General features: G+C 71.6%; 17 protein-coding genes and 1 pseudogene. 5 read left to right on the forward strand and 13 right to left on the reverse strand.

From position 1 onward, the window contains the following. Positions 1 to 78: 78 nt before the first annotated feature. From QQK49_RS22930 to QQK49_RS17215, 3 genes are all read right to left on the reverse strand, one after another. Positions 79 to 3,222: a ThiF family adenylyltransferase gene (locus QQK49_RS22930; protein ID WP_348536224.1), complete on the reverse strand. Its 3,144-nt coding sequence runs from the start codon at positions 3,220 to 3,222 to the stop codon at positions 79 to 81. Positions 3,223 to 3,322: 100 nt separating this feature from the next. Continuing rightward, complete coding sequence (locus QQK49_RS17210; protein ID WP_284305020.1) at positions 3,323 to 4,585, reverse strand: MATE family efflux transporter; 1,263 nt, start codon at positions 4,583 to 4,585, stop codon at positions 3,323 to 3,325. Then, positions 4,582 to 5,385 carry a hypothetical protein gene (locus QQK49_RS17215; RefSeq protein ID WP_284305021.1) on the reverse strand — a complete coding sequence of 268 codons (804 nt, stop codon included), beginning with the start codon at positions 5,383 to 5,385 and terminating at the stop codon, positions 4,582 to 4,584. The genes QQK49_RS17210 and QQK49_RS17215 overlap by 4 nt, the downstream gene beginning before the upstream one ends. Positions 5,386 to 5,646: 261 nt before the next feature. Here QQK49_RS17215 and QQK49_RS17220 point away from each other — a divergent pair, with 261 nt between their 5' ends. Continuing rightward, a complete protein-coding gene (locus QQK49_RS17220) occupies positions 5,647 to 5,772 on the forward strand; it encodes a hypothetical protein (RefSeq protein WP_284305022.1) in 126 nt (41 codons plus the stop codon). Positions 5,773 to 5,848: 76 nt separating this feature from the next. Here the strand turns inward: QQK49_RS17220 and QQK49_RS17225 are convergent, their stop codons facing one another. Both QQK49_RS17225 and QQK49_RS17230 read right to left on the reverse strand, forming a co-directional pair. Continuing rightward, positions 5,849 to 6,394, reverse strand: coding sequence for a hemerythrin domain-containing protein (locus tag QQK49_RS17225; RefSeq protein WP_284305023.1), 546 nt, complete (start codon positions 6,392 to 6,394; stop codon positions 5,849 to 5,851). 78 nt (positions 6,395 to 6,472) lie between these two features. Next, positions 6,473 to 7,683 (reverse strand): annotated as a pseudogene (locus QQK49_RS17230) (ATP-binding protein). A 294-nt stretch (positions 7,684 to 7,977) separates the two neighbouring features. Here QQK49_RS17230 and QQK49_RS17235 point away from each other — a divergent pair. Then, complete coding sequence (locus tag QQK49_RS17235) at positions 7,978 to 9,255, forward strand: HNH endonuclease signature motif containing protein (protein ID WP_284305024.1); 1,278 nt, start codon at positions 7,978 to 7,980, stop codon at positions 9,253 to 9,255. A gap of 32 nt (positions 9,256 to 9,287) precedes the next feature. On the opposite strand, the gene QQK49_RS17240 is transcribed toward QQK49_RS17235, so the two are convergent. From QQK49_RS17240 to QQK49_RS17260, 5 genes are all read right to left on the reverse strand, one after another. After that, entirely contained in the window at positions 9,288 to 10,868 is a 1,581-nt protein-coding gene (locus QQK49_RS17240; RefSeq protein ID WP_284305025.1) for an FtsK/SpoIIIE domain-containing protein, read from the reverse strand. Continuing rightward, a complete protein-coding gene (locus QQK49_RS17245; RefSeq protein ID WP_284305026.1) occupies positions 10,799 to 13,249 on the reverse strand; it encodes an FtsK/SpoIIIE domain-containing protein in 2,451 nt (816 codons plus the stop codon). The genes QQK49_RS17240 and QQK49_RS17245 overlap by 70 nt, the downstream gene beginning before the upstream one ends. A 152-nt stretch (positions 13,250 to 13,401) precedes the next feature. Further along, positions 13,402 to 14,265 carry a hypothetical protein gene (locus QQK49_RS17250; protein ID WP_284305027.1) on the reverse strand — a complete coding sequence of 288 codons (864 nt, stop codon included), beginning with the start codon at positions 14,263 to 14,265 and terminating at the stop codon, positions 13,402 to 13,404. A 250-nt stretch (positions 14,266 to 14,515) separates the two neighbouring features. Further along, positions 14,516 to 15,385 (reverse strand): Fpg/Nei family DNA glycosylase, encoded by an 870-nt coding sequence (locus tag QQK49_RS17255; protein ID WP_284305028.1) that lies wholly within the window; start codon positions 15,383 to 15,385, stop codon positions 14,516 to 14,518. A 3-nt stretch (positions 15,386 to 15,388) separates the two neighbouring features. Further along, complete coding sequence (locus tag QQK49_RS17260; protein WP_284305029.1) at positions 15,389 to 16,444, reverse strand: App1 family protein phosphatidate phosphatase; 1,056 nt, start codon at positions 16,442 to 16,444, stop codon at positions 15,389 to 15,391. A gap of 683 nt (positions 16,445 to 17,127) precedes the next feature. On the opposite strand from QQK49_RS17260, the gene QQK49_RS17265 reads away from it, so the two are divergent. After that, positions 17,128 to 18,246 carry a YihY/virulence factor BrkB family protein gene (locus QQK49_RS17265; RefSeq protein ID WP_284305030.1) on the forward strand — a complete coding sequence of 373 codons (1,119 nt, stop codon included), beginning with the start codon at positions 17,128 to 17,130 and terminating at the stop codon, positions 18,244 to 18,246. A 307-nt stretch (positions 18,247 to 18,553) separates the two neighbouring features. Beyond that, the gene (locus tag QQK49_RS17270) at positions 18,554 to 19,189 is read left to right on the forward strand and encodes a hypothetical protein (protein WP_284305031.1); all 636 of its coding nucleotides are present in this window, start codon (positions 18,554 to 18,556) and stop codon (positions 19,187 to 19,189) included. 168 nt (positions 19,190 to 19,357) lie between these two features. Here the strand turns inward: QQK49_RS17270 and putP are convergent, their stop codons facing one another. Next, a complete protein-coding gene (putP, locus tag QQK49_RS17275) occupies positions 19,358 to 20,878 on the reverse strand; it encodes a sodium/proline symporter PutP (protein ID WP_284305032.1) in 1,521 nt (506 codons plus the stop codon). Between the two features lie 253 nt (positions 20,879 to 21,131). Between putP and QQK49_RS17280 the strand changes: the two genes are divergently transcribed. Beyond that, the gene (locus QQK49_RS17280; protein WP_284305033.1) at positions 21,132 to 22,349 is read left to right on the forward strand and encodes a globin domain-containing protein; all 1,218 of its coding nucleotides are present in this window, start codon (positions 21,132 to 21,134) and stop codon (positions 22,347 to 22,349) included. 67 nt (positions 22,350 to 22,416) lie between these two features. On the opposite strand, the gene QQK49_RS17285 is transcribed toward QQK49_RS17280, so the two are convergent. Beyond that, positions 22,417 to 22,785 (reverse strand): FKBP-type peptidyl-prolyl cis-trans isomerase, encoded by a 369-nt coding sequence (locus QQK49_RS17285; RefSeq protein ID WP_284305034.1) that lies wholly within the window; start codon positions 22,783 to 22,785, stop codon positions 22,417 to 22,419. A gap of 72 nt (positions 22,786 to 22,857) precedes the next feature. Further along, positions 22,858 to 25,482 carry an aminopeptidase N gene (pepN, locus tag QQK49_RS17290; RefSeq protein WP_284305035.1) on the reverse strand — a complete coding sequence of 875 codons (2,625 nt, stop codon included), beginning with the start codon at positions 25,480 to 25,482 and terminating at the stop codon, positions 22,858 to 22,860. Positions 25,483 to 25,554 lie beyond the last annotated feature (72 nt).

The raw sequence follows: 25,554 nt of genomic DNA on the forward strand, positions 1-25,554 counted from the left end.
AGGATGCAAAGGGACGGGCAGGAGCGGGACGAGCCATCGGAGGCTCGGGCGTGGGCCGGAACCCGCAGGAGGGGACGGTCACGGCATCGGCGAGGTGCCGAGCCCGGCCGCCTGCCACGCGAGGATGCCGCCGCCCAGGTCACGGACGTCGTCGCGCCCCACAGCCGTGAGCGCCCCGACGGCCTGGGCCGAGCGGCGTCCGCTCTGGCAGTGCACGACGACCGGCCCGTCGGGCAGCGGATCGATCCCGGACTCGAGGTCGGTGATGAGGTCGTCCAGCGGCACCCATCGCGCGCCGGGTATGGCGGCGACGGCCCGCTCCGGCGCGGTCCGCACGTCGACGAGCGGGATTCCTTCGTCGAGCAGACGTGCGGCCTCCTCGGGGGTGACCAGTCGCCCGTCGCCGCCCGAGGTGGCGCACACGCCTGCGGCCACCTCGACGAGTGCGGTCACCCGCTTCCGCGGCATGGGATCGACCGGCACCTCCGTGAGGATCCCCTCGGCGGCGTCGTAGGCGACGAGACGCCCGAGCAGCGTCCGGCCCACGCCGGTGACGAGCTTGACGACCTCCATCGCCATCATCGTGCCGATCGTGCCGCACATCGCCCCGAGCACCCCGCCCTCGGCACACGACGGGCTGAGCTCGGGCGGCGGCGCCTCCGGGTAGAGGTCGCGGTATCCGACGCCCTCCCCGGCCGGCGGGGCCGACCAGAAGACCGACACCTGCCCCTCGAAGCGCAGCACCGATCCCCAGACGCACGGCACGCCGGTGATCTCGCAGGCGTCCGAGACGAGGTAGCGGGTCGAGAAGTTGTCCGATCCGTCGACGACGACGTCGTGCGCCCGGACGAGGGCGAGGGCGTTCTCGACGGTGATCCGCTCGGCGAGGGTCTCCACGCACGTCAGCGGTGCGTGGTCGGCGAGAGCGGCGCGGGCACTGTCGACCTTCGGCGTGCCGAGGGCGGAGGAGGTGTGGATCACCTGACGTTGCAGGTTGCTGCGGTCGACGAGGTCGTCGTCGAGGAGGGTGATCCGCCCGATGCCGGCCGCGGCGAGGTACAGCAGGATCGGCGATCCGAGTCCCCCGGCGCCCACGACGAGCACCGACGCGGCGCGCAGCCGCCGCTGTCCCTCCTCCCCGAGTTCGGGAACGAGCAGGTGGCGGGCGTAGTAGGCGGTCTCCTCCGCGTCGAGCGGGGGCCCCGGCTCGACGAGGGGCGGGAGTGGGATGGACGTCATGCGTGGGGCCTCCTCCGGTGGTGACGACGCGGGAGCGCCGAGGGGGTCGGTGATGAAGTCGAGTGCGCGACACCAGAAGTCGATCCAGTTGCTGCGGTGGGTGAAGCCGTGTCCCTCGTCGTCGTAGACCACGAGGCAGTGCGGCAGGCCCCGCTCGGCGAGGCGATCGGCGAGCCGGTGGGCGTGGTCGAGCCGCACCCGGGGGTCGTGCCGCCCCTGAGCGAGGAGGACGGGGACGTCGAGGTCGTCCAGGCGCGTGATCGGCGAGGCACGCCGGAGCAGCTCGGCGTCGTGATCGGGGTGTCCGACGCGGCGGTGCAGGAGCCCGCGCAGCGGTCCCCAGTAGTCGGGGATCGTGTCGAGGAGATGGGGCAGATCGGTCGGCGCCATGGCGGCGACGACGCACCGCGCGAGCCGGGGCCGACGCACCCCCGCCATGAGCGCCGCGTACCCGCCGTAGCTGCCGCCGACGACGGCGACCCGCCCGGCATCGGCGAGACCCGCGGCGCACACGTGGGCCACGGCGTCGTCGAGGTCGTCCGACATCGCGAGACCCCACTGCCGGTCACCTGCGTTGAGGTGTGCCTTGCCCAGCCCGGCCGAGCCGCGGTAGTCGACCTGGAGGACGGCGAACCCGGCCGTGGCGAACCACTGCGCGATCGGGTCGAAGCCCTGCACATCCCGCTCCCACGGCCCGCCGTGCACGAGGACGACGAGCGGGGACGGGCTACCGAAGGAACGCGTCGGGAGGGTGAGCCGGGTCGGCAGCCGCAGGCCGTCGCGAGCAGTGACCTCGAGTGTCGCGACCGTGCCGAGAGGCAGGTCCGCCGGCAGCGGGAGGTGGTCGCCGAGGACCGTGAAAGCGCCGGTCACCGTGTCGTGGATCGCGCTGTACGGCGATCCGTGCCCACCGTCGACGTGCACGGTCCACAGGCGGTCGCTCCGGTCACGCCGTTCGATGTCGAGGACGGCATCACCGGTGTGGGCGCGCAGACCGGCCAGCAGCCGGGCGAAGTCGTCGTCGAGCGGCGTGATCCGCTGGGCCGTGCGGCCGTGGACGACGGCGACGGGCCTGCGGCTCTGCGGGTCCTCGAGCACGTCGACGATGTCGGACCCGCCCGGGTGGGCGAGGACGCGTGGCTCACCGAGTCCTGTCGCGGTGAGGGGGATCTCGACGAGGGCCGAGGTGTCCCGGCCGCGGGAGTCGATCATCCGGAGCGTCTCGCCGCCGTCACCCTCCCCGTTTGCGGATCCACCGGCGATCGTCAGGGGGTAGGTCGTCGCCGTCTCCTCCCCCGGGATGTCGATCTCGGCGACGCGGCGTCCGTCGGGATCCGTCACCCGGACGGTCGCGGACCCGTCGTCGTGCGTCGTCACCCCGCCGCGCGGACGCCCCCGCTCGTCGAGCAGCCACGTGTCGTGGCCGGGGTTGTCGGCGAGACGTGCGAACTCCCGTGTGCGCAGGTCGAGCTCGACGAGATCGTGGTAGCGCGGATCGCGGTCGTTGAGGGTGAGGATGACGTGATGGGGGCGACGCCGGTCGTGGCGGACGAGGCGGCACTGCACGCCCTCGGGGGTGAGGTAGCCCGGTCGGTGCACCGTGTCGGCATCCCGCGGGGTGAGGGCGAGCCGGTGGTTCTCCTCCCCGGTGTCGTCGTGCAGGGACAACACGGTGGCGTCGTCGTGGAGGAAGACGTACCCGCGCAGGCTCCCTCCCGCGAGGAGCACGCGGGGCTCACCCACGGGGCTGCCGTCGGAAAGGGCCTGGACCAGCAGCGTCGGGCCGTCGGCGTCGCCGGAGCACCAACCGAGGCGCCGCCCGTCCCCGGAGACGGTCACGGCCGTGTGGTCGGCGTCGGCGAGCAACGCGATGCGGTCGCGGTGCCGCTCGGGGACCTCGGAGAGGTCGAATCGGTCGGCGGAGACGAACGACACGGACGACGTGGCCGGTGCGGAGGTCGGGGGTGTGGGGGCGGAGGTCACGCGGTCTCCTTCAGGTGGCGGCGGACGCGGGTGCGTGCCCGGACGAGGCCGATGGCGGCGACCGTGCACCAGAAGACGAGGTGGTCGACGAAGACGCCGGTCAGGTGGATCTGCAGGTGTCGGACGAGCAGCAGTCCGAGGGGAGGAACACGACGTACTCGGCGACGAGCGAGGCCACCATCGGTGTCCGCGTGTCCTTGAGGGATCGGAGCACGGCGTTGTTGACGACGACGACGGCCATGAGCAGGCCCTGGGCCGCCGCGAGCCACACGACGCCGCGGGCGAGGTCGGCGATCGCGGAGGTCGAGAGCACTCCGATGAGCGGCGGCACGACGAACGGGACGACGAGGAGCCCGACGACCGCCGCCAGGAGCGTGACCGTGAGCGTCTGCCGGATGACGGCACCGAAGGCGGCCCGATCCCCGGCTCCGACCGCGCGGGCGAGGAGGGTCGTCGCGGCGGCGCCGAAGCCCATCATCACGGTCCACAACACGTTGCCGGTCGTGATCTCGAGGAACCGGGAGGCGGCGAGGTGGTCCGGTGGGGAGGTGCTGAGGAGGAACGTCACGACGACTCCCGCACCCGCGCTGGCCGTGGCGAGGACCGCCTCGGGCCAACCGAGGGAGAGGACCTCGCGGTGCAGCGGCCCGGGTCGGGAGAACACGCAGCGCGGGGACGGCGGGGGCACGGCGGCGGCGGTGTCGGGCGCGGCCGTCGGATCGTGCGGGCGCAGGACGGCGCGTAGGAGCACGGCGGCCGAGGCGCACTGGCCGAGCACCGTGCCCATGCCGACGCCGAGCGGCCCGATGAGGGCCCGCAGCGCGAGGGAGGCCCCGATGTCGACCGCGGCACCGACGAGCGCCGACACGAGCAGCATCCGCGTCGTGCCCAGCCCGGCGAGGCGTCCGCGCAGGGCGGCGGCGACGGCGGTGACCGGCACCGCCAGCACCGTGAGCCGCAGATATGAGGCCGCGAATCCGGCGTCGATCGCCGTCCCGCCGACCGCGGCGAGCAGCGGGTGGGCCGCGAGCGCGACGACGACGCCGAGGGGGACGGCGACCCACAGACCCAGGGAGAGGGCGGCCTCGGCGGCGGCACCGGCCCGGCGGGGGTCGCCCCGCCCGAGAGCGCGACCGGCGAGCACCTGGGCCGGCAGACCGACCCCGGAGACGAGCATCGTCACGACGAACAGGACCGTCGAGGACGCGACGACCGAGGCGAGGGTCCGGGCCGACACCCCGGCGAGGAGCAGCGCGTCGTTGGTCGAGACGAAGATCGCCACGAGCGAGGAGCCGATGATCGGAACCGCGATCCTGCGCAGTTCGCGGCGGATCTCGGCCGGGCGGGTCGCGGTCGTCGTCACGGGCGCTCCTCGGTGCCGGGGACGGCGGCAGGGACAGCGGCGAGGTCGCCGGCGGTCGCGGTGGCGTGGAGGTCGAGTTCGCGGACGAGACCCGCCGTGTCGACACCGAGGTCGGCGGCGAGAACGGACGGGTCGGTCTCGGGCGGCAGGCCGTGTTCGTCGAGGTGGCGCGTCCAGAGCTCGTCGGGGGTGAGTCCGCTCGTCAGACCGGCGGCGCGAGCCCGGGCGCGACGGCGGGCGGTCTCCATGAGTTCGTCGCGGAGACCGACGACGCGCAGGTGGTCCTCGAGGTGGTGAAGGGCGCCCTCCGCGCGACTGTCGAGCAGTGCCTGCAGCCTGACCTGCGTGGTGGCGAAGCGCACGAGGCCGCGTTCGTCGAGGTCGTGCTCCCGTGCCCACCCGGCGAGGGCGCCGGCGTCGAGGCCGAGGGCGTCCCGCATGGCCTGGAGTGCCTCCTCCGGGGCGGGGGTGGGCAGGTCCGGGGTGGCGGGGTCGGCGGCCGAGGCGCGCACGAGGCAGGCGCGCATCGTCTCCGGCCAGAGTCTGCGCAGCCTCAGCTCGGCGACGAGGTGCTCGTGCACCTCGCGGTCGGCGGCGCCACGCGTCGAACCACGCCGCTGCTGCAGTGCCGTCCACTGCCGGGTCTGAGGCAGCGGGGCGGGTGTCGGGCGGTCCGGGTGCATCGGGTCGTGGGGGTGGGCCGGGGCGTCGAGGAGCTCGGGCAGGAGGCGCAGGGCCGGGGTGCGGTGTCCTTCTTCACGTTCTGCATCACTGCTCCTTCTGCTCGGTTCATCACCCACTGCGGGTGACGCGCTCGACACTCCCAAAAATGAGAACCATTGTCAATAGAATCGCGGACCACCGCAGATCCGTACCGGCGAGCTGCCGACCGGCCCGACGATCCCTGCCGCCCCCATGGCACACGGCGACGCCTACCGGTGCGAAACCCGGCCCCCGTCACACCTGAATCGCCGTGAGTCGCGTCGTGATGGCCGGCCGGGGGTCGGCCGGCAGGGCAGGCGCCGCGGGACACCTCGGAAGTCCCCCTCGCGGGGCACGACGTGCCGGACGCCGACACGCGCCACCAGCTCGTCCGCCATCGGCGAGACCTACCGGCGGTCATCACCCTCACCCCGCGGATCGAGCACCACCTACGCGCAGCGGGATTCGACCTCCCCTACGGCTGAGGTCGGAGGCGTCCGGGACCGCTCGGCATCGGTCGAGAGGGTGGGAGAGGGCACGACATCCCGGGCGCCCTGACGGCTACCCCTCGGTCCGCTTGAGCTCGGCCTTCGGGTCCTCGACGTACTCGTCGGCGTCCTTGTCGACCGGCTTGATGCCCTCCGCCGCCGTCATCGCCTCGAAGCGAAGGAAGTCCACGGCGATGTCGTGGCGCAGCTGGAAGTCGGCGTTGGCCCGGAAGTCGCGCAGGTCCTGCCGCTCCTCCTCACCCATGTGGTCGGAGTTGGCGACGTCGGCGTCGGTGACGGCCTGCCACCATTCCGACGACCCGACCTTCGCAGCGTCGGCGCGGCGCACCGCATCGCGGATCTTGTTGTGGTCCTTGATGGCGTCCTCGACCTCGCCGTCGACCGTGCCGTCGTCGGCGTCGGCAGCGCCCGTGCCCTTGGTGAGCAGCCGCGGGTAGAAGAAGCGCTCCTCGCCCTCGGCGTGGGTCTCGAGGAAGATCGCGAGGCGACGCCACAGCGCGGACAGTCCCTCGATGTCGTCCTTGGGCCACTCCTCCAACTGCGCGAAGAGGCGCCGCTGCTGGTCGTGCTGGTCGAGGATGATCTCCGTGATGTCCATACCTCGACCCTAAGACGGACGATCGCTCCGTGCAGGGCGAGACGGACGCGCGCCCGAGGCTCTGCGCAGGCCTACGCCTCACGCGATCGAGCGCAGGTATCTCCCGAAGTGGGGAACGGTGAACGCGATGCGACCTCGTTCTCCGGAGTAGATGAGCCCCTTCTTGAGCAGACCGTCGCGTGCCGGGGACAGCGATTGCGGTTTGCGGTCGAGGTTCTTGGCGACATCGGAGGTCGCCACCGACTCCGACTCATCGAGTTCCTCTCCGGCGGCGAGGAGTTCGGCGGCGACATCGGCCATCGCCCGCAAGTACTCCCGCTCGCCCGGGGTCGCGCGCTCGAAGCGCGAACCGAAGAAGCCGACGCCGAGCTCCTCCTCGGCCTCCGGGCCCGCGACCTCGACGTCGCGCGCCGTGATCGGAGACTGCGGCGCGGCATCCCACGTCACCTTGCCGTAGGCCTGGATGAAGTACGGATAGCCGCCCGTCGCCGCATACATGGCCTCGAGCGCGTCCGGCGCCCACTCCGCATCCTCCTCGCGCGCCGGCGACTGCAGCGCATGCTCGGCTGCCGCACGATCGAGGCGGTCGATCCGGTTGTATCGGAACAATCGCTCGGAGTAGGACTTGCTCGCCGACAGCACCGCCGGAAGGTGCGGCAGGCCCGCGCCGACGACGATCACCGGCAGCCCGTTCTGACTGATCTCATGACAGGCCGCACACAGCGCCGACACGTCGTCCGGCCCGAGATCTTGCATCTCGTCGATGAAGATCGCCACGCCCTTGCCGACGTCCGCCGCCAAACCGCCGACGTCGGTGAGCAGTTCGACGAGGTCGATCTCGATGTCACCGGAGTCGGCCCGACCCGTCTGCGCCGGTGCGTCGATGCCCGGCTGCCACTTATCGCGGAGCTTGGCGTTGGCCGGCGCATCACGCAACGCGAACGCCTTGATGACGCCGAGCACCTGATCGACGTCCTCCTGCTGCGGGTGGCCCAGTTCGCGCACCGCGACGTGCAGCGCGGCACTCACCGGACGACGCAGACCCTGGTCGGGACGCGCCTCGAACTTGCCCGACCCCCAGCCCGCCCGGACGGCAGTCGACCGCAGCGCGTTGAGCAGCACGGTCTTGCCGACGCCCCGCAGCCCCGTCAGCACGATCGACCGCTCCGGACGACCGCGCGCGATGCGTTCGAGGACGACCTCGAAGGTCCGCAACTGCTCGTCACGGCCGGCGAGCTCGGGGGACGCTGCCCGGCGCCGGGCGCGTAAGGGTTCATGATCGGATCCACGCTCGCACCGTATAGGGCGATCTATGCGTGGACTGAGAGACACGCAGCGGTGTGGACGGGCCGGTGGGGTCCACAGGGCGCAGTGAGGGCGCTCGAGGTCGACGCGATCCGCGACAGGGTGGGCGTCAGAACTGCCGTAGACGACCCGGGCCGACGCTTCGGAACCTGCCGACTGGCCGTCCTGACCGATCGTTGCTCGACGCAATGTCGTTGCTGATGACGCTTTTTGGGCTGTTCATCGCCTCTTTGTGGAAACATATATCGGATCGTACGTATGAGCGATAGAATGGCTGCATGGACACCAGCGGCCTCATCGGCCCGCTCGCCGTCGAGCAGGCGCGCGTGATCCTGGCTCGGGCCAGGGACGCCCTGCTCGACCTCGGTGATGCCATCACCGCGTGCCAGACGGCGGAGCTGGGCGAGGTCGCCGCGGAGGTGGCCTCACTGCGTCTGGCTGCGGAGACGACGCTGGTGGAGGTCACTCGGGAGGCCGTCGATCGTGGGTGCCTGGTCGACACCGGCGCGACCTCGGCAGGGGCGTGGCTGTCCCAGCAGAGCGGCGATGCCGTACGCGAGCGCGAGGCCCACACCATCGGCACCGTCGCCACTGCCGTCGCGTCCCCCATCCACGTGCCCGTACGTGAAGCGCTTCGGCAACGACGCTTCGGAGCCGAGACCGCCAGAGTGATCCTGGCCGAACACCACGAGATCAGGTCGACCCTGCCCTGGCAGATGCACGACGACATGCTCGAGAAGTTGATCGACCTCGGCGGCCGAGGATTCACCACCACAGAGCTGCGCAGGTTCCGCCGCGAGCTCATCGCCGAGTACGGCGCGCACGGACTCCTCGACAAGCAGCAGGCCGCTCTGACCCGCAAACGAGCCATGACGACGTTCACCGAAGGCGACGACGGCATGTTCTACGCCCGCTTACGCCTCGACCCCGCCTCCCACGCCGTCGTGGCCGCCACCCTCGACGCCCTGTCGGCACCCAAGACCGGAGTCGACGACGCCGGAGACGTGGTCCGCGACGACCGCGCCCCCGAACAACGCCGCGCCGACGCGTTCGTCGAGATCTGCGCGAACTTTCCCGGCCTCACCGGCGCCGGCATGCGCCACACCACCAAGGCCAAGGTCGTCCTGACCCTGTCCTACGCCGACCTCGTGTCAGGCACCGGCTGCGCCACCACCCTGACGGGCGAATCCCTGGCTCCCGGCATCGCCCGCGAGATGGCCTGCGACGCCGGCATCATCCCCCTGGTCCTGGGATCGGCGAGCGAAGAGATCGACGTCGGCCGCGAAGAACGTCTCGCCACCGCGGCGCAGATCAGCGCACTCCGACATCGCGACAAAGGGTGCACCTATCCCGGCTGCACACGCCCGCCGACCTGGTGCAAAGCCCACCACATCGTGCACTGGTGCCTGGGCGGACCCACCGACCTGACCAACCTCGCCCTGCTCTGCCAACACCACCACAGCCACGTCCACCGGCACGGACTCGCCGCCACCGTCGACGACACCGGCGTGCACTGGCACATCCCTGCCCACGCCCGAGGGCGGGCGGCCGCATGAACGGCCGCCGCCCGACCTCAGAGTGCCGAGGTTCAGAGTCCCGGGGCGGGCAGCAGGTCCGACCTCACCACCTGCACGCGCTCGGCCAGGCCGTCGAGCACCAGGTACCCGGCGCCGACCCCCAACGCGCGGCCGTACTGCCCGCGCCGCAGTCGAACTCCGAACGCGTCCCCCTCCTCGGTGCCCTGCGGCGCCAGCATCACCCCGCAGCGCGCCCGCCGCAGCGCCGGCGCCGGGCCCCGGAACGACGCCAGGATCTCCTCGGCCTCACCCGAGCCGACGAAGAACGACCCCGTGTCCCGCATCCGCTGCGGCAACGACGCGAGCTCATCCGCCAAGGCTCCCTCGGGCAGCAGGTCCACATCATCGGCCACCACGAGGAGCCGCCTGCCTTCGCGCAGGGCGCGCCGCACGACCTCCGCCAGCTCGGGCGCATCCTCGTCGTGCCGGAACGGCCCATGGACACGGGGATACACCGCCGGCAACCGCGTCAGAGGACTACGCCGGGCCGTCACCACGGCGACCTCCCAGCCGCCCTCCAGAGCCGACTCGACCATCGCCACGAGCACACCGGAACGCCCCGTCCGTCGCCGCCCCGTCACGAGAGCACACGGGCCGTGCTCGTCGACGTCGATCGACCTCGGACCCAACTCGTCACCGCCGACCGCGACCAACAACGCGCCGGCCGAACCCGATCGCCCCTCGACCGGCTCCCCGAGCACGACCGGGACGTCCGCGCTGCGCGTCTCCGCCCGTTCCAGCGCCATCGCCTCGACCAGCTCGGTCACGTCGTCGCGCGTCACCAGCACCGGCAGCCGATCGATGCGGAACGGCCCACCCCGAGACCACGGCACCACCCGATCGGGCACCCCGGTCTCGCCCTCCGCGTCGCCGACGGCATCGACGCCGGCCTCGGCCACCTGCGTCTCGACACCCTCCGGAGCGCGCCATCCTCGGCCCGGTTCACCACGACCGGGCGGACCCGACAAACCCGCGGACACGTAGTCGTAGGCATCCGCGAGGCGCAGCACCAGGCGGTCGGGGAACAACGCCGTCGCGCGACCGGTCAACATGGACCGATCCCCGGTGGCCACGACGAGGATCCCCGCTCGGCCGCCCTCGGTGACGAGGCGCTCCAACGTGGACACCAGGGTGCGGTCGTCGGAGACCTCCGCCTCCTCGGTCAGCAGATCCCACCGGTCGATCAACACCGCCATGTACGGCCACGGGGCGTCGGGCTCGGCCTCCCGCTGTGCAGCGATGTCACGCCGCCGGTGCAGCGCCAGCGTCTGGATGCGCCGATCGAGCTCCTCGGCCAGGCGCATGACCAGCCTTCCCAACCGGTCCAGCTCGTCGCGGAACACGACGGCGCCGACGTTCGGCGACTCCTCGAGATCACCCAGTGCCCTCGCCCCGGCGTCGATCGCGTACACCTGCACCTCGGTCGGAGCGAACCGCCGCGCCACCGACGCCGCCACCGCACTCAAGGCTCCCGTGCGACCCGACCGCGCCGCGCCGATGATCGCCAGCGGCACCCCGTCGTTCAGTCGCAGGGTCGCCACCGCGCGGCGTTGCTCGGCCGGGCGGTCCTCGAGTCCGAACGGTACGACCATGTCCTCCGGGTCCCTGACCTGCGAGGTCGACCGGCGGAAAGGGTTCCGGGCCCTGAGTCCGGTACCGCTCCCCTGATCCCCGGTGCCGGTCGCCACGTGCCCGGTATCGGCGGCTGCGGAGCCACCCCCGACCCGAGTTCGGCATCGAGCACGTCGAGGCCGAGCCGCGGTGGCAACGGGGGCAACCACGGACTCGGCGGCAGCGGCACACCCCGACTCGTCGCCACGGACCGCATCGTGTCGACCATGCGGGCGAGATCGGATCGGGCCGCGAGCTCCTCCACCGGCTCGCCGAACACGTACGGCGTCCCGTGCGGCACGCTCGTCGGGCCGGGCAGCGTCACCCGGGCGGCCTGGATCGTCACCAACGGCTTGCGTCCGACCCGCACGAGCGCGCGACCGGGTTCCTTCTCGTCGATCGCGGCCGCATCGGGCTCACCGATGACATCGACGGAGTCAGCCGCCTCGGCGACCCGCAGACTGATGCGCAAGGTCGTGTTGGCGCGGATGTCGGGACTGACCGCCCCCGCGGGTCTCTGCGTCGCGAGCACGAGATGCAGCCCCAGCGAGCGACCCCGCCGGGCGATGTCGACCACACCGTCGACGAACTCCGGCAGTTCGGCTGCCAGGGTCGCGAACTCGTCGACGACGATGACCAGTCGCGCGAGCTCGCCCTGTCCCGTCGCGAGGTAGGCGTCGAGGTCGGTGACGCCGGCCTCGGCCAGCAACCGCTCCCTGCGGCGCACCTCGGCGGTCAGACTCGACAGGGCCCGCTGGGTGAGCCCGTGATCCAGATCCGTCACCAGGCCCACCGTGTGCGGCAGGCGAGCACACTCGGCGAACGCCGCACCGCCCTTGTAGTCGACCAGCAGGAACGACATCGCCTCCGGCGGATTGACCGCCGCCAGACTCGCCACCAGCGTCTGCAACAACTCCGACTTTCCCGAGCCGGTGGTGCCGCCCACCAGAGCGTGCGGGCCATCCGTCCGCAGGTCCACCGTCGCCGCCCCCTCCTTGCCGGCGTCCACGACCCGACCCACGGGGACGCGGGTACTCGGCCGCCCGGCCCACCGGCCCGCCACCGCGTCGGCATCGTCCGGCTCGACCTCGAGGAGCTCCGCCAGGCGGCCTCCCGACACGACCCGCCCGTGCTCGGCGACCGCGGTCGTGCGCGCCAACCGCTCACTCCACTCCAGGGCCGGCAGGTCGACGTCGACGTCCCCGACCCCGGCCAACCCGCGCACGTGAGCCCGCGGCCCCGCCACGTCGACGACCGGTCCGACGCCGTCCCGCTCGCCGAGCACGAGGACCGCCAAGCCCGGGCGTGCGATGCGTCGGGGGTCACCGGCCACGCCGTCCACGACCACCACGTCGACGGATCCGCCGGGCGCCGCCGCGATCTCCCCCACCAGCCGGGCGCACGCCGCATCGTCGAACCCGGCCCGCACGAACCGCTCGTCGTGGCACCGCGCGTGCGGCAACCACCGCATCCACGCCCACTGGCTCCGCCCCTCGTCGACGCCCGGAGCCAACAGGGTCAGCCGCAGACGATCCGGCCCCCACGAGGCGATCAGCCTCCCGAGGAGTGCCCGCGCGAAGACGTGGCGATGTTCGCCGATGACGGTGAGCAACGGCTCGGCGGCCAGATCGACGCTGACGACCTCCCCATCCGTCCGCCCCAGTTCCCACGTGAACCGCTCGGCCGGAGCGGCGTCGGAACCGGCTGCCTCAGCACCGGAGACCCGGTCGAGCAGCACGTCGGCCAACGGAAGCCCCGCCACGGGACGCAGCGCCTCCGCAGGACCGGCGCACCAGCGCAGCAGCAACTCCAGGCCACCCACCCGACGTCGCTCCCCGACCGGCCACGGCTCGCTCCACGCTCGAGTGTCGGGCTCGGGGCTGGGGTCGCACTCGGGCTCGGGCTCGGTTCGGCCATCACCGGGTCCGCCGTCATCGGCCACGACATCGTCAAGCACCACGTCGAGCACCACGTCGTGGAGGTCCCGCTCGGCCCTCGGCCCTTCGGCGTCGGTGCGCACGGCGCTCTCGGCGTTCTCGGCGCTCTCGAGCCGCACGACACCACCACAGCGCACGTCCACCCACCAGGTCGCCCGCGTGGGCAGCGGCACGTCGGCCTCGGCGTCGCCTCCGCATCGGTAGCGTCCCACCTCGAGCCGGTGAACGATGCCCGCGCCGAGGCCGCTGACCACGACGATCTCCACGACCCCGAAGGGCAACTCGGTCACCTCGAGACCTGCCCGGATCGCCTCCTCGACGGTGCCGTCCAGGTGCGGGCCGACGCCTCGCAGCACACCCCCGGCCGGCACCGGAACCCCGCCCGGAGGACGGACGAACACGTCGGTGCCGTCCGGCGCCGTCATCAACCCGAGCGTCGCCCCGCTCGCCGATCCCGGGTTCTGCGCGGAGGTCGCCGACGTCCGCGGAGCCTTCGCCGCTCTCGCCCTGGCTCCCGCCTTGGGCCCCGTCTTCGGTCCCGCCGTGGCGCCGCTCTTCGAGCCGCCTCTCGAGCCCCTCACCACATCACCACCCCGGATTCGACCCGCCACTGCCATACCCCGTGCCCCACTCCGGGGGCGATCACGGTGGGCGCCCCGCGCGACCGGGACGCCTGCCGCACGAGCCTCCGCTCCACGTCGTCGGCGGGCCTCGCCATGAGGACGACCTCGTGCGCACCGCGCGGTGGTGCGCCCCAGCGGCCCCGCACGCCACCGAGATCGAGAGGTCCGCCGGACAGGACGTCGGCAAGGCCGGACACCGAACGCACCCGAGGATCCCCGCCCGGAGTCGCACCCGGCTCCCCACCAGGTCCTTCACCCGAAGCCCCACCGGGATCCCCACCGGGATCCCCGCCGCGGCGCCCACCTCCCAGGCCGACGGCCGTGATGTGCACCCGCCGCGACCACGGCGCCCGCAGGAGACCGCTCGCGATGCGGGCGAGCACCTCGTGCACCTCGGAGACCGCACCGGCGATCTCGATGAGACCGGGTGCCGCCGCGAGATCCACGAGCACGGCCCGATCGCCTGCGCGTCCCAGGGGAACCAACCCCGGGTAGGCGTCGAGCGTCTCCTCACTCCGCGGCAGTTCGGCCGTCTCGACGCTCCACAGGTGGCCACGGGTCCGCCACGGTCGCGGCGCCGGACCCAGTGGCGCCGACAGGTGCGCCTCGACGACGCCCTCACGCACGGTCACGACCGGGATGAGCGGCAGCGCCCGACGTTCGGCGCGGCACGCCCCGACGAGCTGACGCAGAGCCCGATGCAGCCCGAGCGTCGCTCGGCGACTGTCGAGGAGGTCGGGGCCGGCGGTCGACACGGTCAAGGTGCCGTCGGACACTCCCGCCGGCACCTCTCGCGTGGCCTCCGTCGAGGCCGTCATGACGTCTTCTCCCGCTCCCCCATCTGGGGAATCATCCGTGACGACCAGCGCCGATGTCGATGACCACACGGCCGGCGGGCCCGCGCTCAGCGGCCCTGCTCACCTGCGCCGGAACCGAACCCGCCCCTGCGGAAAACCCACACACCCCGGCGCCCGGACGCGCCTCTCCCCACCCCCGGAGAAGGCCGTCGGCCGGCCACCCCTCGATCGCATCCGAACGCTCCGGACGTGTGTCGACGCCGCTGCAGCGTCACTTGAGCAGGCGGGACATCCGACGATCGGCCAACGGTTTGCCGCCGGTCTGGCAGGTGGCGCAGTACTGCAGCGAGGAGTCGGCGAACGACACCTCCCGCACCACGTCGCCGCACACCGGACACTCCTGCCCGGTGCGGCCGTGGACCCGCATGCCCCCGCGCTTGGCGTCCTTGAGTTCGGCGGCCGGCTTGCCGCTCGCCGCCCCCACCGCGGCCCGCAGCGTCTCCTGCAGCGCCTCGTACAGCCGCTCCACGGTCGCCTCGTCCAGCGACGTCGTCATCGCGAACGGCGACAGCTTGGCCACGTGCAGGATCTCGTCGGAGTACGCGTTGCCGATGCCGGCGATGAGGCCCTGATCCCGCAGGACCCCCTTGATCTGGGCACGCTTGCTCCGCAGGATCGTCGTGAACGCGGCGAGGGTGAAGTCCTCACCCAGCGGGTCCGGCCCGAGGGACGCCACCCGCGGAACGGCCTGGGGGTCGTCGACGACGTACACCGCTAGACTCTTGCGGGTGCCCGCCTCCGTCAGGTCGAAGCCCGACCCGTCGTCGAACCGCACCCGCAACGCGATCGGCGACTTTCCCGGGCGCAGCGGCTTCTCCGACAACGCCTCCGACCACCGCAACCACCCGGCCTTGGCGAGGTGGAACACCAGATGGGTCCCCTCGCAGTCGAGGTCGATGAACTTGCCGACGCGCCGCACTCCCGCGACCGGGAGGCCCGCGAGCGCGTCCGGCGGCGGGTCGTACGTCTTGAGCACGGCGATCGACCCGAGCTGGACGGACACCACGACGCGCGGCTCGTCCTGGACGAGGCGGGCGGACAGGAAGTCGGCCAGCGCCTGCACCTCCGGCAGCTCGGGCACGACTCAGACCTGACCGAGCAGGGCCCGCATCTGCCGAAGCAGGCCGTAGCCGTCGGGAGCGCGCAGCACCGGCACGGGTTTGCGCACCCGCGGCCCGAATCCCTCGATCGAGACGGGCAGCCCGTGGCTGAGCACCTGCTGCGTCGTGGACAGTTCACGGATGCCGATGGCCCGCACCACGTCGGGGCGGTCCCGCGCGAAGTCGCCGTAGATCTTGGGGTCGTGCTGCCCGTCGTCGCCGATGAGCACCCAGTGGATCTGCGGGAACTCGCGCGCCAGCCGGTGCAGGTTGACCCGCTTGTGCTGCTGCCCCGAACGGAACCAGCCGGTGTTGGTCGGCCCCCAGTCGGTGAGGAGCAGCGGCCCGCGGGGGTAGCCGTGCCGGCGGATGAACCGGTTGAGGGTGTCGGCCGTGTTCCACGCCCCGGTGGAGAGGTAGAAGATCGGCGCCCCCTCCTGCATCTCCAGGAGCTCGCGGTACATCGGCGCCATGCCGGGCACGATGTGCCTCGCCTGCTCGTGGAGCACGAACGTGTTGTAGGCGGCGAGCAGCGGACGCGGCAGCGAGGTGGTGATGATCGTGTCGTCGATGTCGCTGACGAGACCGAACCGTACCGCCGGGTCGACGATCATCACCGTAGCCGTGTCGGGCGTTCCGCCCACGGGCGTGATCGTGACCTCGTGCCACCCCGGCGGCAGGTCGTGCCCGTCGATGGTGACGTCGATGTAGCCGCTGCGGTCCGAGTAGGCCTCGTGCTCGACCCCGGCCACATCGATGACGACGGGGGCGTTCATCAACTGGGCCGTCATGAACGCGCGCCACCCGCGCACCCGCGGCTCCGGCTCGAGGGCCACCTCGTCCTCGCCGGAGTCCCCGGTGCCGGTGACGTCGTCGGGGTGGCGGGTCAGCATCAACCGCCCGAGGATCCGCACGAAATCGGGCGAACCGTAGCCGGTGTGACCGATGGCCCGCGGCGTCCAGCCTCGCGAGGCGAGCACGCGGTTCATCCGGGAGTTCCACGCGTCCTCGACGAGGGCGGCGGCGTGAGGTCGCGACATGCCTCGACGGTAGTGGATCGGGCGCCCTCACGAGTGGTAGGTCGACCGGTCCGACGTCCGCACCTCGCACCGCGGGGAAAGTGACGGAGGTCACCGGCCGGGTTCGCACCGTCGCGCTGCTGATGTCACGACCGACAACAGGCGCCGACACCCGCGCACTATCCCCGCGAATATCGCTGCCCCACAAGGTGACTCGCCACCCATGCCGTGCCGGCTCGAAGACCGTCGCACCGCCCCCGCCCCACACCCCCCGATCGAACCGCCCCACGCCTCGGGTCGGACGTTCGACCGAGACCCCCGAACCCCTCAGTAACCCGGGCCCCGGGCCGATGAGGAAAACGGCCGCGACGGACTGCGGCCCCGGGCCGTGCCCGGGACGACGGCCACGGAGGGCTCGCGCAGTGCACGAGAAGGACACCCGAGGACACCGGTCACGCCGCCGGCCGCTCCCCCCACAGCGGGCGGATCGGTGCGGCCTGGCCACTCCGTCGAGGCCGCGCGCCGACCGGCGCCCCCGAGGCCTCCGTCCGACCCGCACCGGGCTGCCGCGCGATCACGCCGCCCCGCTGCGAGGGCGCCTGGGCTGCCGCCACACCCACGGGCTCGAAGAAGTTTGGTCCGCACGTCACGCGGGTATCGTCGCGGTTGTCGACGACACCCAACCCGCCTTGAGGACCCCCACCATGAGCCAGCCTTCGGAGGGCACCAGCGCGCGCAAGGCCGAGACGGCCCCGCCGCCCGACGCGCCCTTCAAACCCGACAACCCCACCGAGCTCACCAAGCCGTCGTGGCGGTACACGGCCCGCAAGGCCCTCATGGAGTTCAACCGCGACGGGTGCACGGACTCGGCGGCGGCGTTGACCTACTTCGCCGTCCTGTCGATCTTTCCCGCCCTGCTCGCCCTGGTGTCGCTGCTGGGCGTGTTCGGCCAGGGGCAGCGCACCGTCGATGCGCTCCTCGGCCTCGCCTCGGACTTCGTCCCCAACGACGTCCTGTCCATGGTCGAGCCGGTCGTCGCCTCCATGGTGCAGACGCGGGCGGCCGGATTCGCGCTGGTCACCGGTCTCCTGGTGGCGCTGTGGTCGGCGTCGAACTACACCACCGCGTTCTCGCGGGCGATGAACCGCATCTACGAGGTCGACGAGGGACGCCCGATCTGGAAGGCCCGCCCGCTCTTCTACCTGGTCACCCTGCTCATCCTGGCGCTCATCGCGGTCGTCGGATTCGGCCTGGCCGTCAGCGGCCCGGTCGCCCGCGCCGCCGGCGACCTCATCGGGCTCGGTGACACCGCCGTGATGGTGTGGGACGTCGTCAAGTGGCCGGTCCTGCTGGCCATCGTCATCCTCATCGTGGCGCTGCTGTACTTCATCACGCCGAACGTGCGGCAACCCAAGTTCCGCTGGATCAGTGTCGGTTCCGCGGTGGCGATCGTCGGCTGGCTCCTGGTCTCGGTGGCCTTCGGCTTCTACGTCGCCAACTTCGGCAACTACAACGCCACCTACGGCTCCCTCGGTGGCGTCATCATCTTCCTGCTGTGGCTGTGGATCACGAACAACGCGCTGCTCTTCGGTGCCGAGATCGACGCCGAGCTCGAGCGCTCGCGCCAGCTGCAGGCCGGCCTGAAGGCCGAGGAGACGCTCCAGCTGCCGCCGCGCGACACGACCGTCAGCGACAAGGCTGCCGCCAAGCGTGACGAGGTCATCGAGGCCGGCCGCCAGATCCGGCTGGAATCCGAGGCCGCCACCAACGCCGAGGCCCGCCAGGACGGCACCCGCGGCGGGTCGTCGACCGCCAAGGGCTGATCACCCCGCACCCTCCCGCCAGACCCAGCTCGGGCCGCCTCCCACGTGGAGGCGGCCCGAGCTCGTCTGTCCCGTCGTGTCTCGGCCGTCGTCACGAGCCGCCCGTGAATCCCCTGGCGCGACAAACCGGTTCATCCGCCCTGCCCGCACAGGGATACATCGGCACCGATCTGGATGCCCGTCCTGGACGGTAGTTCAGTACGCTCCACCTGGACGGGCGTTCACGACGCCTCGCCGCGTGGCTGGGGAGCCACGAGGGGGATCCGGGGGGATCCTCCGACGACATTTTCGACCTTGGGGGTCACCGATGGACACGATCCACATCTCACTGCTGGCTGCATCCGCCGTGCTCGTGGCGGCTACCGCGGCGGGTGATGCCGGGCTACGTCGCCGCGGGCGGGACCTGCCGCTCATCGGGTACATCATCGGTGGCGCGCTCGTCGTGGGGAACGCGGCCTGTCTCCTGCCCACCGCGCCGCGCTGGTACCAGGTGGTCATGCTGTCGCTGTCGCTGGCGGGCTTCGTGTGGTTCTTCATCTCGGTCGCCTCGGCCACGGAGCGTTCCACCGAGGCGCAGACCGCCTCGCGTGACATCTACGCCGGCCTGATGCCGACCCGCCCGACACCGCCCCGGCCGGCGCTGCGGGTCGTCCAGGCCACCGTCGTCGACGCACCGGACCGGACGATCGCGGACACGCCGACCGCCACGCAGGAGACCTTCGCCGCGCATTCGCCCGCCGGCAGCCGCGCGACGACCGGATCCACGTACGTCGCCGCCGACATCGGCACCTACATCGACGCCCGCGGCACCCGCCGCACCCACGGCCGGCACGTCGCCCGCACCCACGACCGCACCGACCCGACCGAGCGCTTCCTCCGCCTCGCGGACGCCTACTCGATCGAGCGCGGACCCCGCAGCCTCGGCCGCTCCTCGCTGGCCTGACCCGCGACGCCCGGTCCACACCTGCGACCGCGGCGTCCCACCGACCCCCTCCGGCGCCACCCCCTCGGCGCCACCCTGTGAAGAAAGCGACGGGGCGGAGCTCATCGAGCCCCGCCCCGTCGTTCCTGTGCGCCCGTCGATTCCTGTGCTCCACGTGGCGCGTGACCCTCAGGCCTGCTTTTCCTCGGCCTTGATCTCGTGGCCGAGCGTGCGCATCGCGTCGAACTCACCCTCCAGCGCCTCGTTGCGCCGGTAGGTCATCATGCTGACGACGACCGCCACCAGCAGGTTGAGCGCGAACCCGGGCACGATCTCGTACAGACCGAACAGCGGATCCTCGCGCGTGCCGCCCCACGTCGAGCTCGGACCCCAGAAGCCGACGGTCAGGGCACCGACGATCATGCCCGACAGAGCTCCCTGCCACGTGAGCTTGCGCCAGTACAGCGACAGCAACACGATCGGGCCGAGGGCTCCACCGAAACCGGCCCAGGCGAACGACACGAGCCGGAGGATCGTGGCGTTCTGCTCCCATGCCAACCACCCGGCGATGAGCGCGACCACCAGCACCGCGAGACGTCCGAGCAGCACGTTGCGGGTGTCGCTGCTCGCCTTGCCGAACGCCCGGTAGATGTCCTCGACCAGCGCGGATGAGGTCACGATGAGCTGGCTGCTCATCGTGCTCATGATCGCGGCCAGCACGGCGGCGAGCATGAACCCGGCGATGATCGGGTGGAACAGGATCTGACCCATGCGGATGTACACCGTCTCGGGGTCGGTGATGGCCAGTTCGGGGTGCTGCCGGAAGTAGGTGAGGCCGACCAGCGCCGTGCAGATCGCGCCGGTCACCGAGAAGATCATCCAGCCGATCCCGATGCGCCGACCCGCGACCGCCTCGTCCGCGGACCGCAGCGCCATGAACCTCGTGATGATGTGCGGCTGCCCGAAGTAGCCGAGTCCCCAGGCCAGCGAGGAGACGACGCCGACGACCGTGGCTCCCTGCACCAGCGACAGGAAGTCGGGGTCGACGGCCCGCACGGTGGAGGACACCTCGCCCAGACCGCCGACGACGAACAGGCCGACCAGCGGCACCGCGACGAGGGCGGCGACCATCATCACGCCCTGCAGGAAGTCGGTGTAGCTGACGGCGAGGAACCCGCCGAACAGCGTGTAGGCCACCGTCACCGCCGAGATGACGAGCAGGCCCTCCTCATAGGAGCGGCCGAACGAGCTCTGGTAGAAGACGCCGCTGGCCGTCATGCCGGAGCTGACGTAGAACGTGAAGAACACGAGGATGATCACGGCCGACGTCATGCGCAGCGCGCGCGAGCGGTCGTGCAACCGGTTCTCGAAGAAGCTGGGGACCGTGATGGAGTCGTTGGCGACCTCGGAGTAGGCGCGCAGGCGCGGCGCCACCCACTTCCAGTTGGCCCACGCGCCGACGGTGAGGCCGACGGCGATCCACGACTCCACGAGTCCCGAGGCGTAGATGGCGCCGGGCAGGCCCATGAGCAGCCAGCCCGACATGTCCGAGGCACCGGCCGACAGGGCGGCGACGCTCGGAGGAAGATCACGGCCGCCGAGCATGTAGTCGCCGAGATCGTGGGTGCGGCGGTAGCTGTACCAGCCGACCAGCAGCATGGCCACGAGGTACACGACCATCGTGGCGATCTGCCAGGCAAGTGGGCTCATCGGGCCTCCTGGTGGGTTCGGAATCGAGGTGGATCGGACGGATGGTGCGGGAGTCGACGGGGCACGGGTGATGTCGACCGGTGTGCAAGAGGCCGGTGGATGCCTCGATCGCTGGACACTACTCCCATCCCACTGACGTCAGGGTCTGGACGCCTGGTGGGGCACAGCGCGTACTCTGTCCTTGTTTTTCACGCTACTTCCCGTTCAAATGAATGTGGGAGCGGTCCGCATACCCCGACCGGAGGCTTCACCAGTGCTTTCACAGCAGTCCACCGAGGTCGTCAAGGCCACCGCCGGCGTCGTCGCCGAGCACGCCGTCGAGATCACCTCGCGGTTCTACCCGCACATGTTCGAGGCTCACCCCGAGCTCCTCGACATCTTCAACCGCGCCGACCAGGAGCTCGGTGAGCAGGCCCAGGCGCTGGCGGCCTCGGTCGTCGCGTACGCGGTGCACCTCATCGACCCCGATTCGCCGTCGTTCGAGCCGGTGCTGCAGCGCATCGCCCACAAGCACGTCTCGCTCGGCATCACCGCGCCGCAGTACACGATCGTCGGACACCACCTCATGTGGGCCATCGGCGACGTGCTCGGCGACGCCGTCACGCCCGAGATCGCCGCCGCGTGGGACGAGGTCTACTGGCTCTTCGCGCTGCAGCTCGTGGCCGAGGAGGCCAAGCTCTACGCGCAGCACGGCCTCGACCCCGAGAACCCGTGGCGCGACTACCGGGTCACCGACCGGATCGACGAGGTCGGCGTCGACGAGAGCGCCGAGGTCGTCACGTTCGTGCTCGCCCCGGTCGACGGCGGCGAGGTGCCCGCGCACAGCGCCGGCCAGTACGTCACGGTCAACCCCGTCCTCACCGACGGTGGCACCCAGCCGCGGCAGTACACGATCTCCTCCGGCCCCAAGTCGACGACGCTGCAGATCACGGTCCGCCGGGTGCGCGGCGTGGACGGCGCCCCGGACGGGCTCGTGTCCAACCACCTCATCGACAACTGCCCGGAGGGGACGGTCATCCCCGTCTCCGTGCCGTGTGGCGACGTCGTCCTCGACGACTCCAGCGACCCGTTGGTGCTGGTCAGCGCCGGGGTCGGCATCACCCCGATGGCCGCCATCGTCGACGACCTCGCGGACCGGGCCCCGAAGCGTCCGGTGCTCATGGTCCACGCGGACGCCTCCGCCGGACGCCACCCGCTGTACGACACGGTGTCGGCGAGCGCAGGGCGGCTGGAGTCGGTCGGCTCGCACCTCTGGTACGAGGACCTCGAGGGCGCCGCCGAGCGTGGCGCGGTCGAGGGTCTGATGGACCTCACCGACGTCGAGGTGCCGGAGAACGCGACCGTCTTCATGTGCGGCCCGCTGCCGTTCATGCGCACCGTGCGCCGCAGCCTCCTCGACAAGGGAGTCTCCGGCGAGCGCATCCGCTACGAGGTCTTCGGCCCCGACCTGTGGGCCCAGAACCCCAACTGACGCGCAACGAAGAACGCCGAGACCGCCGCCTATAGGCGGCGGTCTCGGCGTCAGTGGATTCGGTCTCTTACGCGACGTCGACCAGGTCGACGACGAACACCAGGGTCTCGTTGGGCTTGATCGCGCCACCGGCACCGCGGGCGCCGTAGCCGAGCTCCGGCGGGATCGTGATGCGGCGACGTCCGCCGACCTTCATCCCGACGATGCCGTCCTCCCAGCCCTTGATGACCATGCCCTGTCCCAGCGGGAACCTCAGGGGCTCGCCGCGGTCGTAGCTGCTGTCGAACTCCGCCCGGGTGGACCACGCGACCCCGACGTAGTGCGCCGCGACGGTGTGGCCATGCGCGGCCTCCTGGCCCGACCCCTCGGTCAGGTCCTCCAGCAGCAGTTCGGTGGGGGCGTCGCCCTCGGGAATGGTGACGTTCGGCTTGTCCATGCACGCCACCTTAGGGGCGAGGGACCTGAGCCCACGACCCCCACCACCCGTCACTGGAACCGGCGGGAGCCTCTACCCCGCCGCCTGGGCCCGCAGGGCGCGCTCGAGCAGAGCCAGTTGCTCGACGACGAGACGCCGGAGCGCCGCCGGGGCGTCCTCGTGGTCGCCGAGCCAGGTGCGCAGCGCGACGACGACCGGCTGCTCCTCCACGCCCTGCCCCTCGGTCAGGTCGCCGCCGAGGAAGAAGCCGTCCACCATGCGGGTCGCGATCTCCTGGCTGCGGGACTGCCAGAAGGGCAGCAGCGCGTCGAGGTACCGCTGCAGATACGACTCGGTGAGGGGTCCGTGACCCGGCGTCGAGAATCCGGTGGTGTAGGCCGTGACGTCGTCGTTGGACACGTCCGGATCCTCCAGCACGGCCGTGAACGCCCGCTCCTTGGTCGCCGCGTCGGGCCGCGAGGACTGCACGGTGAGGTGCCGGATCCGCGCCGGCGAGCCGGTGTCCCGCTGCCGCTCGGCGTCGATGTCCGCCTCGCTTGCGTGCCCGGTGGCGACCAGCGCCCGCCAGAGTCCCCACCGCATCATCGAGTCCATCGCGAGCCCGTCGACGACGTCGGTGCCCTCGAGCAGCGCACGGATCTCCGTCGCGCGTGCGTCGCAGGACAGGGCCGCGATCACGAAGGTCCGGGCGAACACGATCTGGGTGCTCGATCCGGGCTCGGCCGCCCGCATCTGCTCGGCGGACAGGTCGAGGATGCGGCGGACCAGCTCCTCGCGACGCTCGGTGGGCGCGTAGGACCGAGCCGCCGTGAGCGCGTTGCCCAGGGCCGCCGTCAGCAGCCCGACGTGTGACTCGGTCGGCGCGTGACGGCAGACGAGGTCGACGAAATCGGACGCCGGCAGGAGCGCGTCGCGGCAGGCGTTCCACAGGGCCGACCACACGCAGGCCCGCGTGAGCGAGGACTCGATCGCGAACGTGCCGCGGATCGTCTCCAGGCTGCGCTCGTCCAACCGGACCTTGGCGTAGGTGAGGTCGTCGTCGTTGACCAGGATCAACGCGGGCGCCGGGAGTCCGGTCGCCTCCTCCACGAGCGTCCGCTCGCCGGTGACGTCGAGTTCGAGGCGGGCACGCCGGCGCAGCACGCGGCGGCCTTCGTCGCCGTCGCCGACTCCCTCGCCGTCGAGGTCGTAGAGGCCGACGACCAGCCGGTGATCGCGCCACACGTCTCCGTCCGCACCGGACCCGGCCTGCTCGACGACCAGTTCGGCGATCGTGCCGTCGTCGGCGAGGCTCACCCGGGGCGTGAGTTCGGAGACGCCGGTCGTGTGCAGCCACTGCTCGACCCACGGCCCCAGCTCGCGCCCGGAGGCCTCTTCCAGCGTGGCGAGCAGGTCGGGCAGGGTCGTCGAGCCGAACGCGTGCCGGGCGAAGTAGCGCCGCGCGCCCTCGTAGAACTCCTCCTCACCCACGTACGCCGCGAGTTGCTTGAGCACGCTCGCGCCCTTGGCGTAGGTGATGCCGTCGAAGTTCTGCCGGGCCGCCTCGATGTCGGGGATGTCGGCGACGATCGGGTGCGTCGTCGGCAACTGGTCCTGCTCGTACGCCCACGCCTTGCGCCGCACGCAGAACGGCGTCCACGCGTCGGTGAAGTCGGTGGCGAGCGCGTTGGCGGCGGTGCCCATGTAGTCGGCGAAGGACTCCTTGAGCCACAGCTCGTCCCACCAGCGGGGCGTGACGAGGTCGCCGAACCACATGTGCGACATCTCGTGCATGAGGGTGTTGGAGCGGCCCTCGTACTGCGAGCGCGTGGCGGCCGACTCGTACACGTACGCCTGGTCGGAGAACGTGACCAGGCCCGGGTTCTCCATCGCGCCGAGGTTGTACTCGGGCACGAAGATCTGGTCGTACTTGCCCCAGGGGTAGGGATAGGCGAACGCGGTGTCGAAGTGGTCGAGGCCGGCCTTGGTGAGTTCGAAGAGGTTCTCGGGGTCGAAGGCGGCGGCCAGGGACTCCCGGCAGAGCAACGCGAGCGGCACCCGCAGGTGGCTGCCGTCCGCGACGGTGCGGCTCCACTCGTCGTCCCACCGGCGGTAGGGCCCGGCGATGACGCAGGTGAGGTAGGTTGACTGCGGCGGGGTCGTCGCGAACGTGCGGCGCGAGCACCGCAGGCCGGCGCGGTTGGCGGGGCTCTCCTCGCGGGCGATCTCGGCGCCGTTGCTGCGGATCTCCCAGTCGTCCGGGCCGGTGACGACGAACGTGAACGGGGCCTTGAGGTCGGGCTGCTCGAAGCACGCGAAGACCCGGCGCGAATCGGAGGGCTCGTACTGCGTGTACAGGTAGACGCGGTCGTCGGCCGGGTCGACGAAGCGGTGCATGCCCTCGCCCGACCGTGAGTAACGCGCCCGCCCGCGCACCGTGACGGCGCACGGCGCGCCCGCCGGGACGTCCACGCGGACGCGGGCTCCGTCGGCGTCGACGTCGCGGGCCTGCCCGTCCACGTCCACGCCCGTGACCTCGCCGATGAAGTCGAGCACGATGTGCCCCGAGGCGCTGCTCAGGTCGATCGTCGTCACCGAGGAGAACGTCGCCTCCTGCGGGTCGGTCGCGTCGGACACGTCCAGTTCGACCCGGTAGGAGGTCAAGGTCACGTCGGCGCTGCGGTGGGCGCACTCCGCACGGGTGAGGTTGGTGTCCATGCCGGTCAAGGTACCGCTCACCCTGTGAGGGGCGCCCTCGGTTTCGGCGGGAGCCGGGTGTGGGGAGGCCTC

The sequence above is a fragment of the Mobilicoccus caccae genome, from assembly GCF_030161635.1.
Classification (GTDB): domain Bacteria; phylum Actinomycetota; class Actinomycetes; order Actinomycetales; family Dermatophilaceae; genus Mobilicoccus; species Mobilicoccus caccae.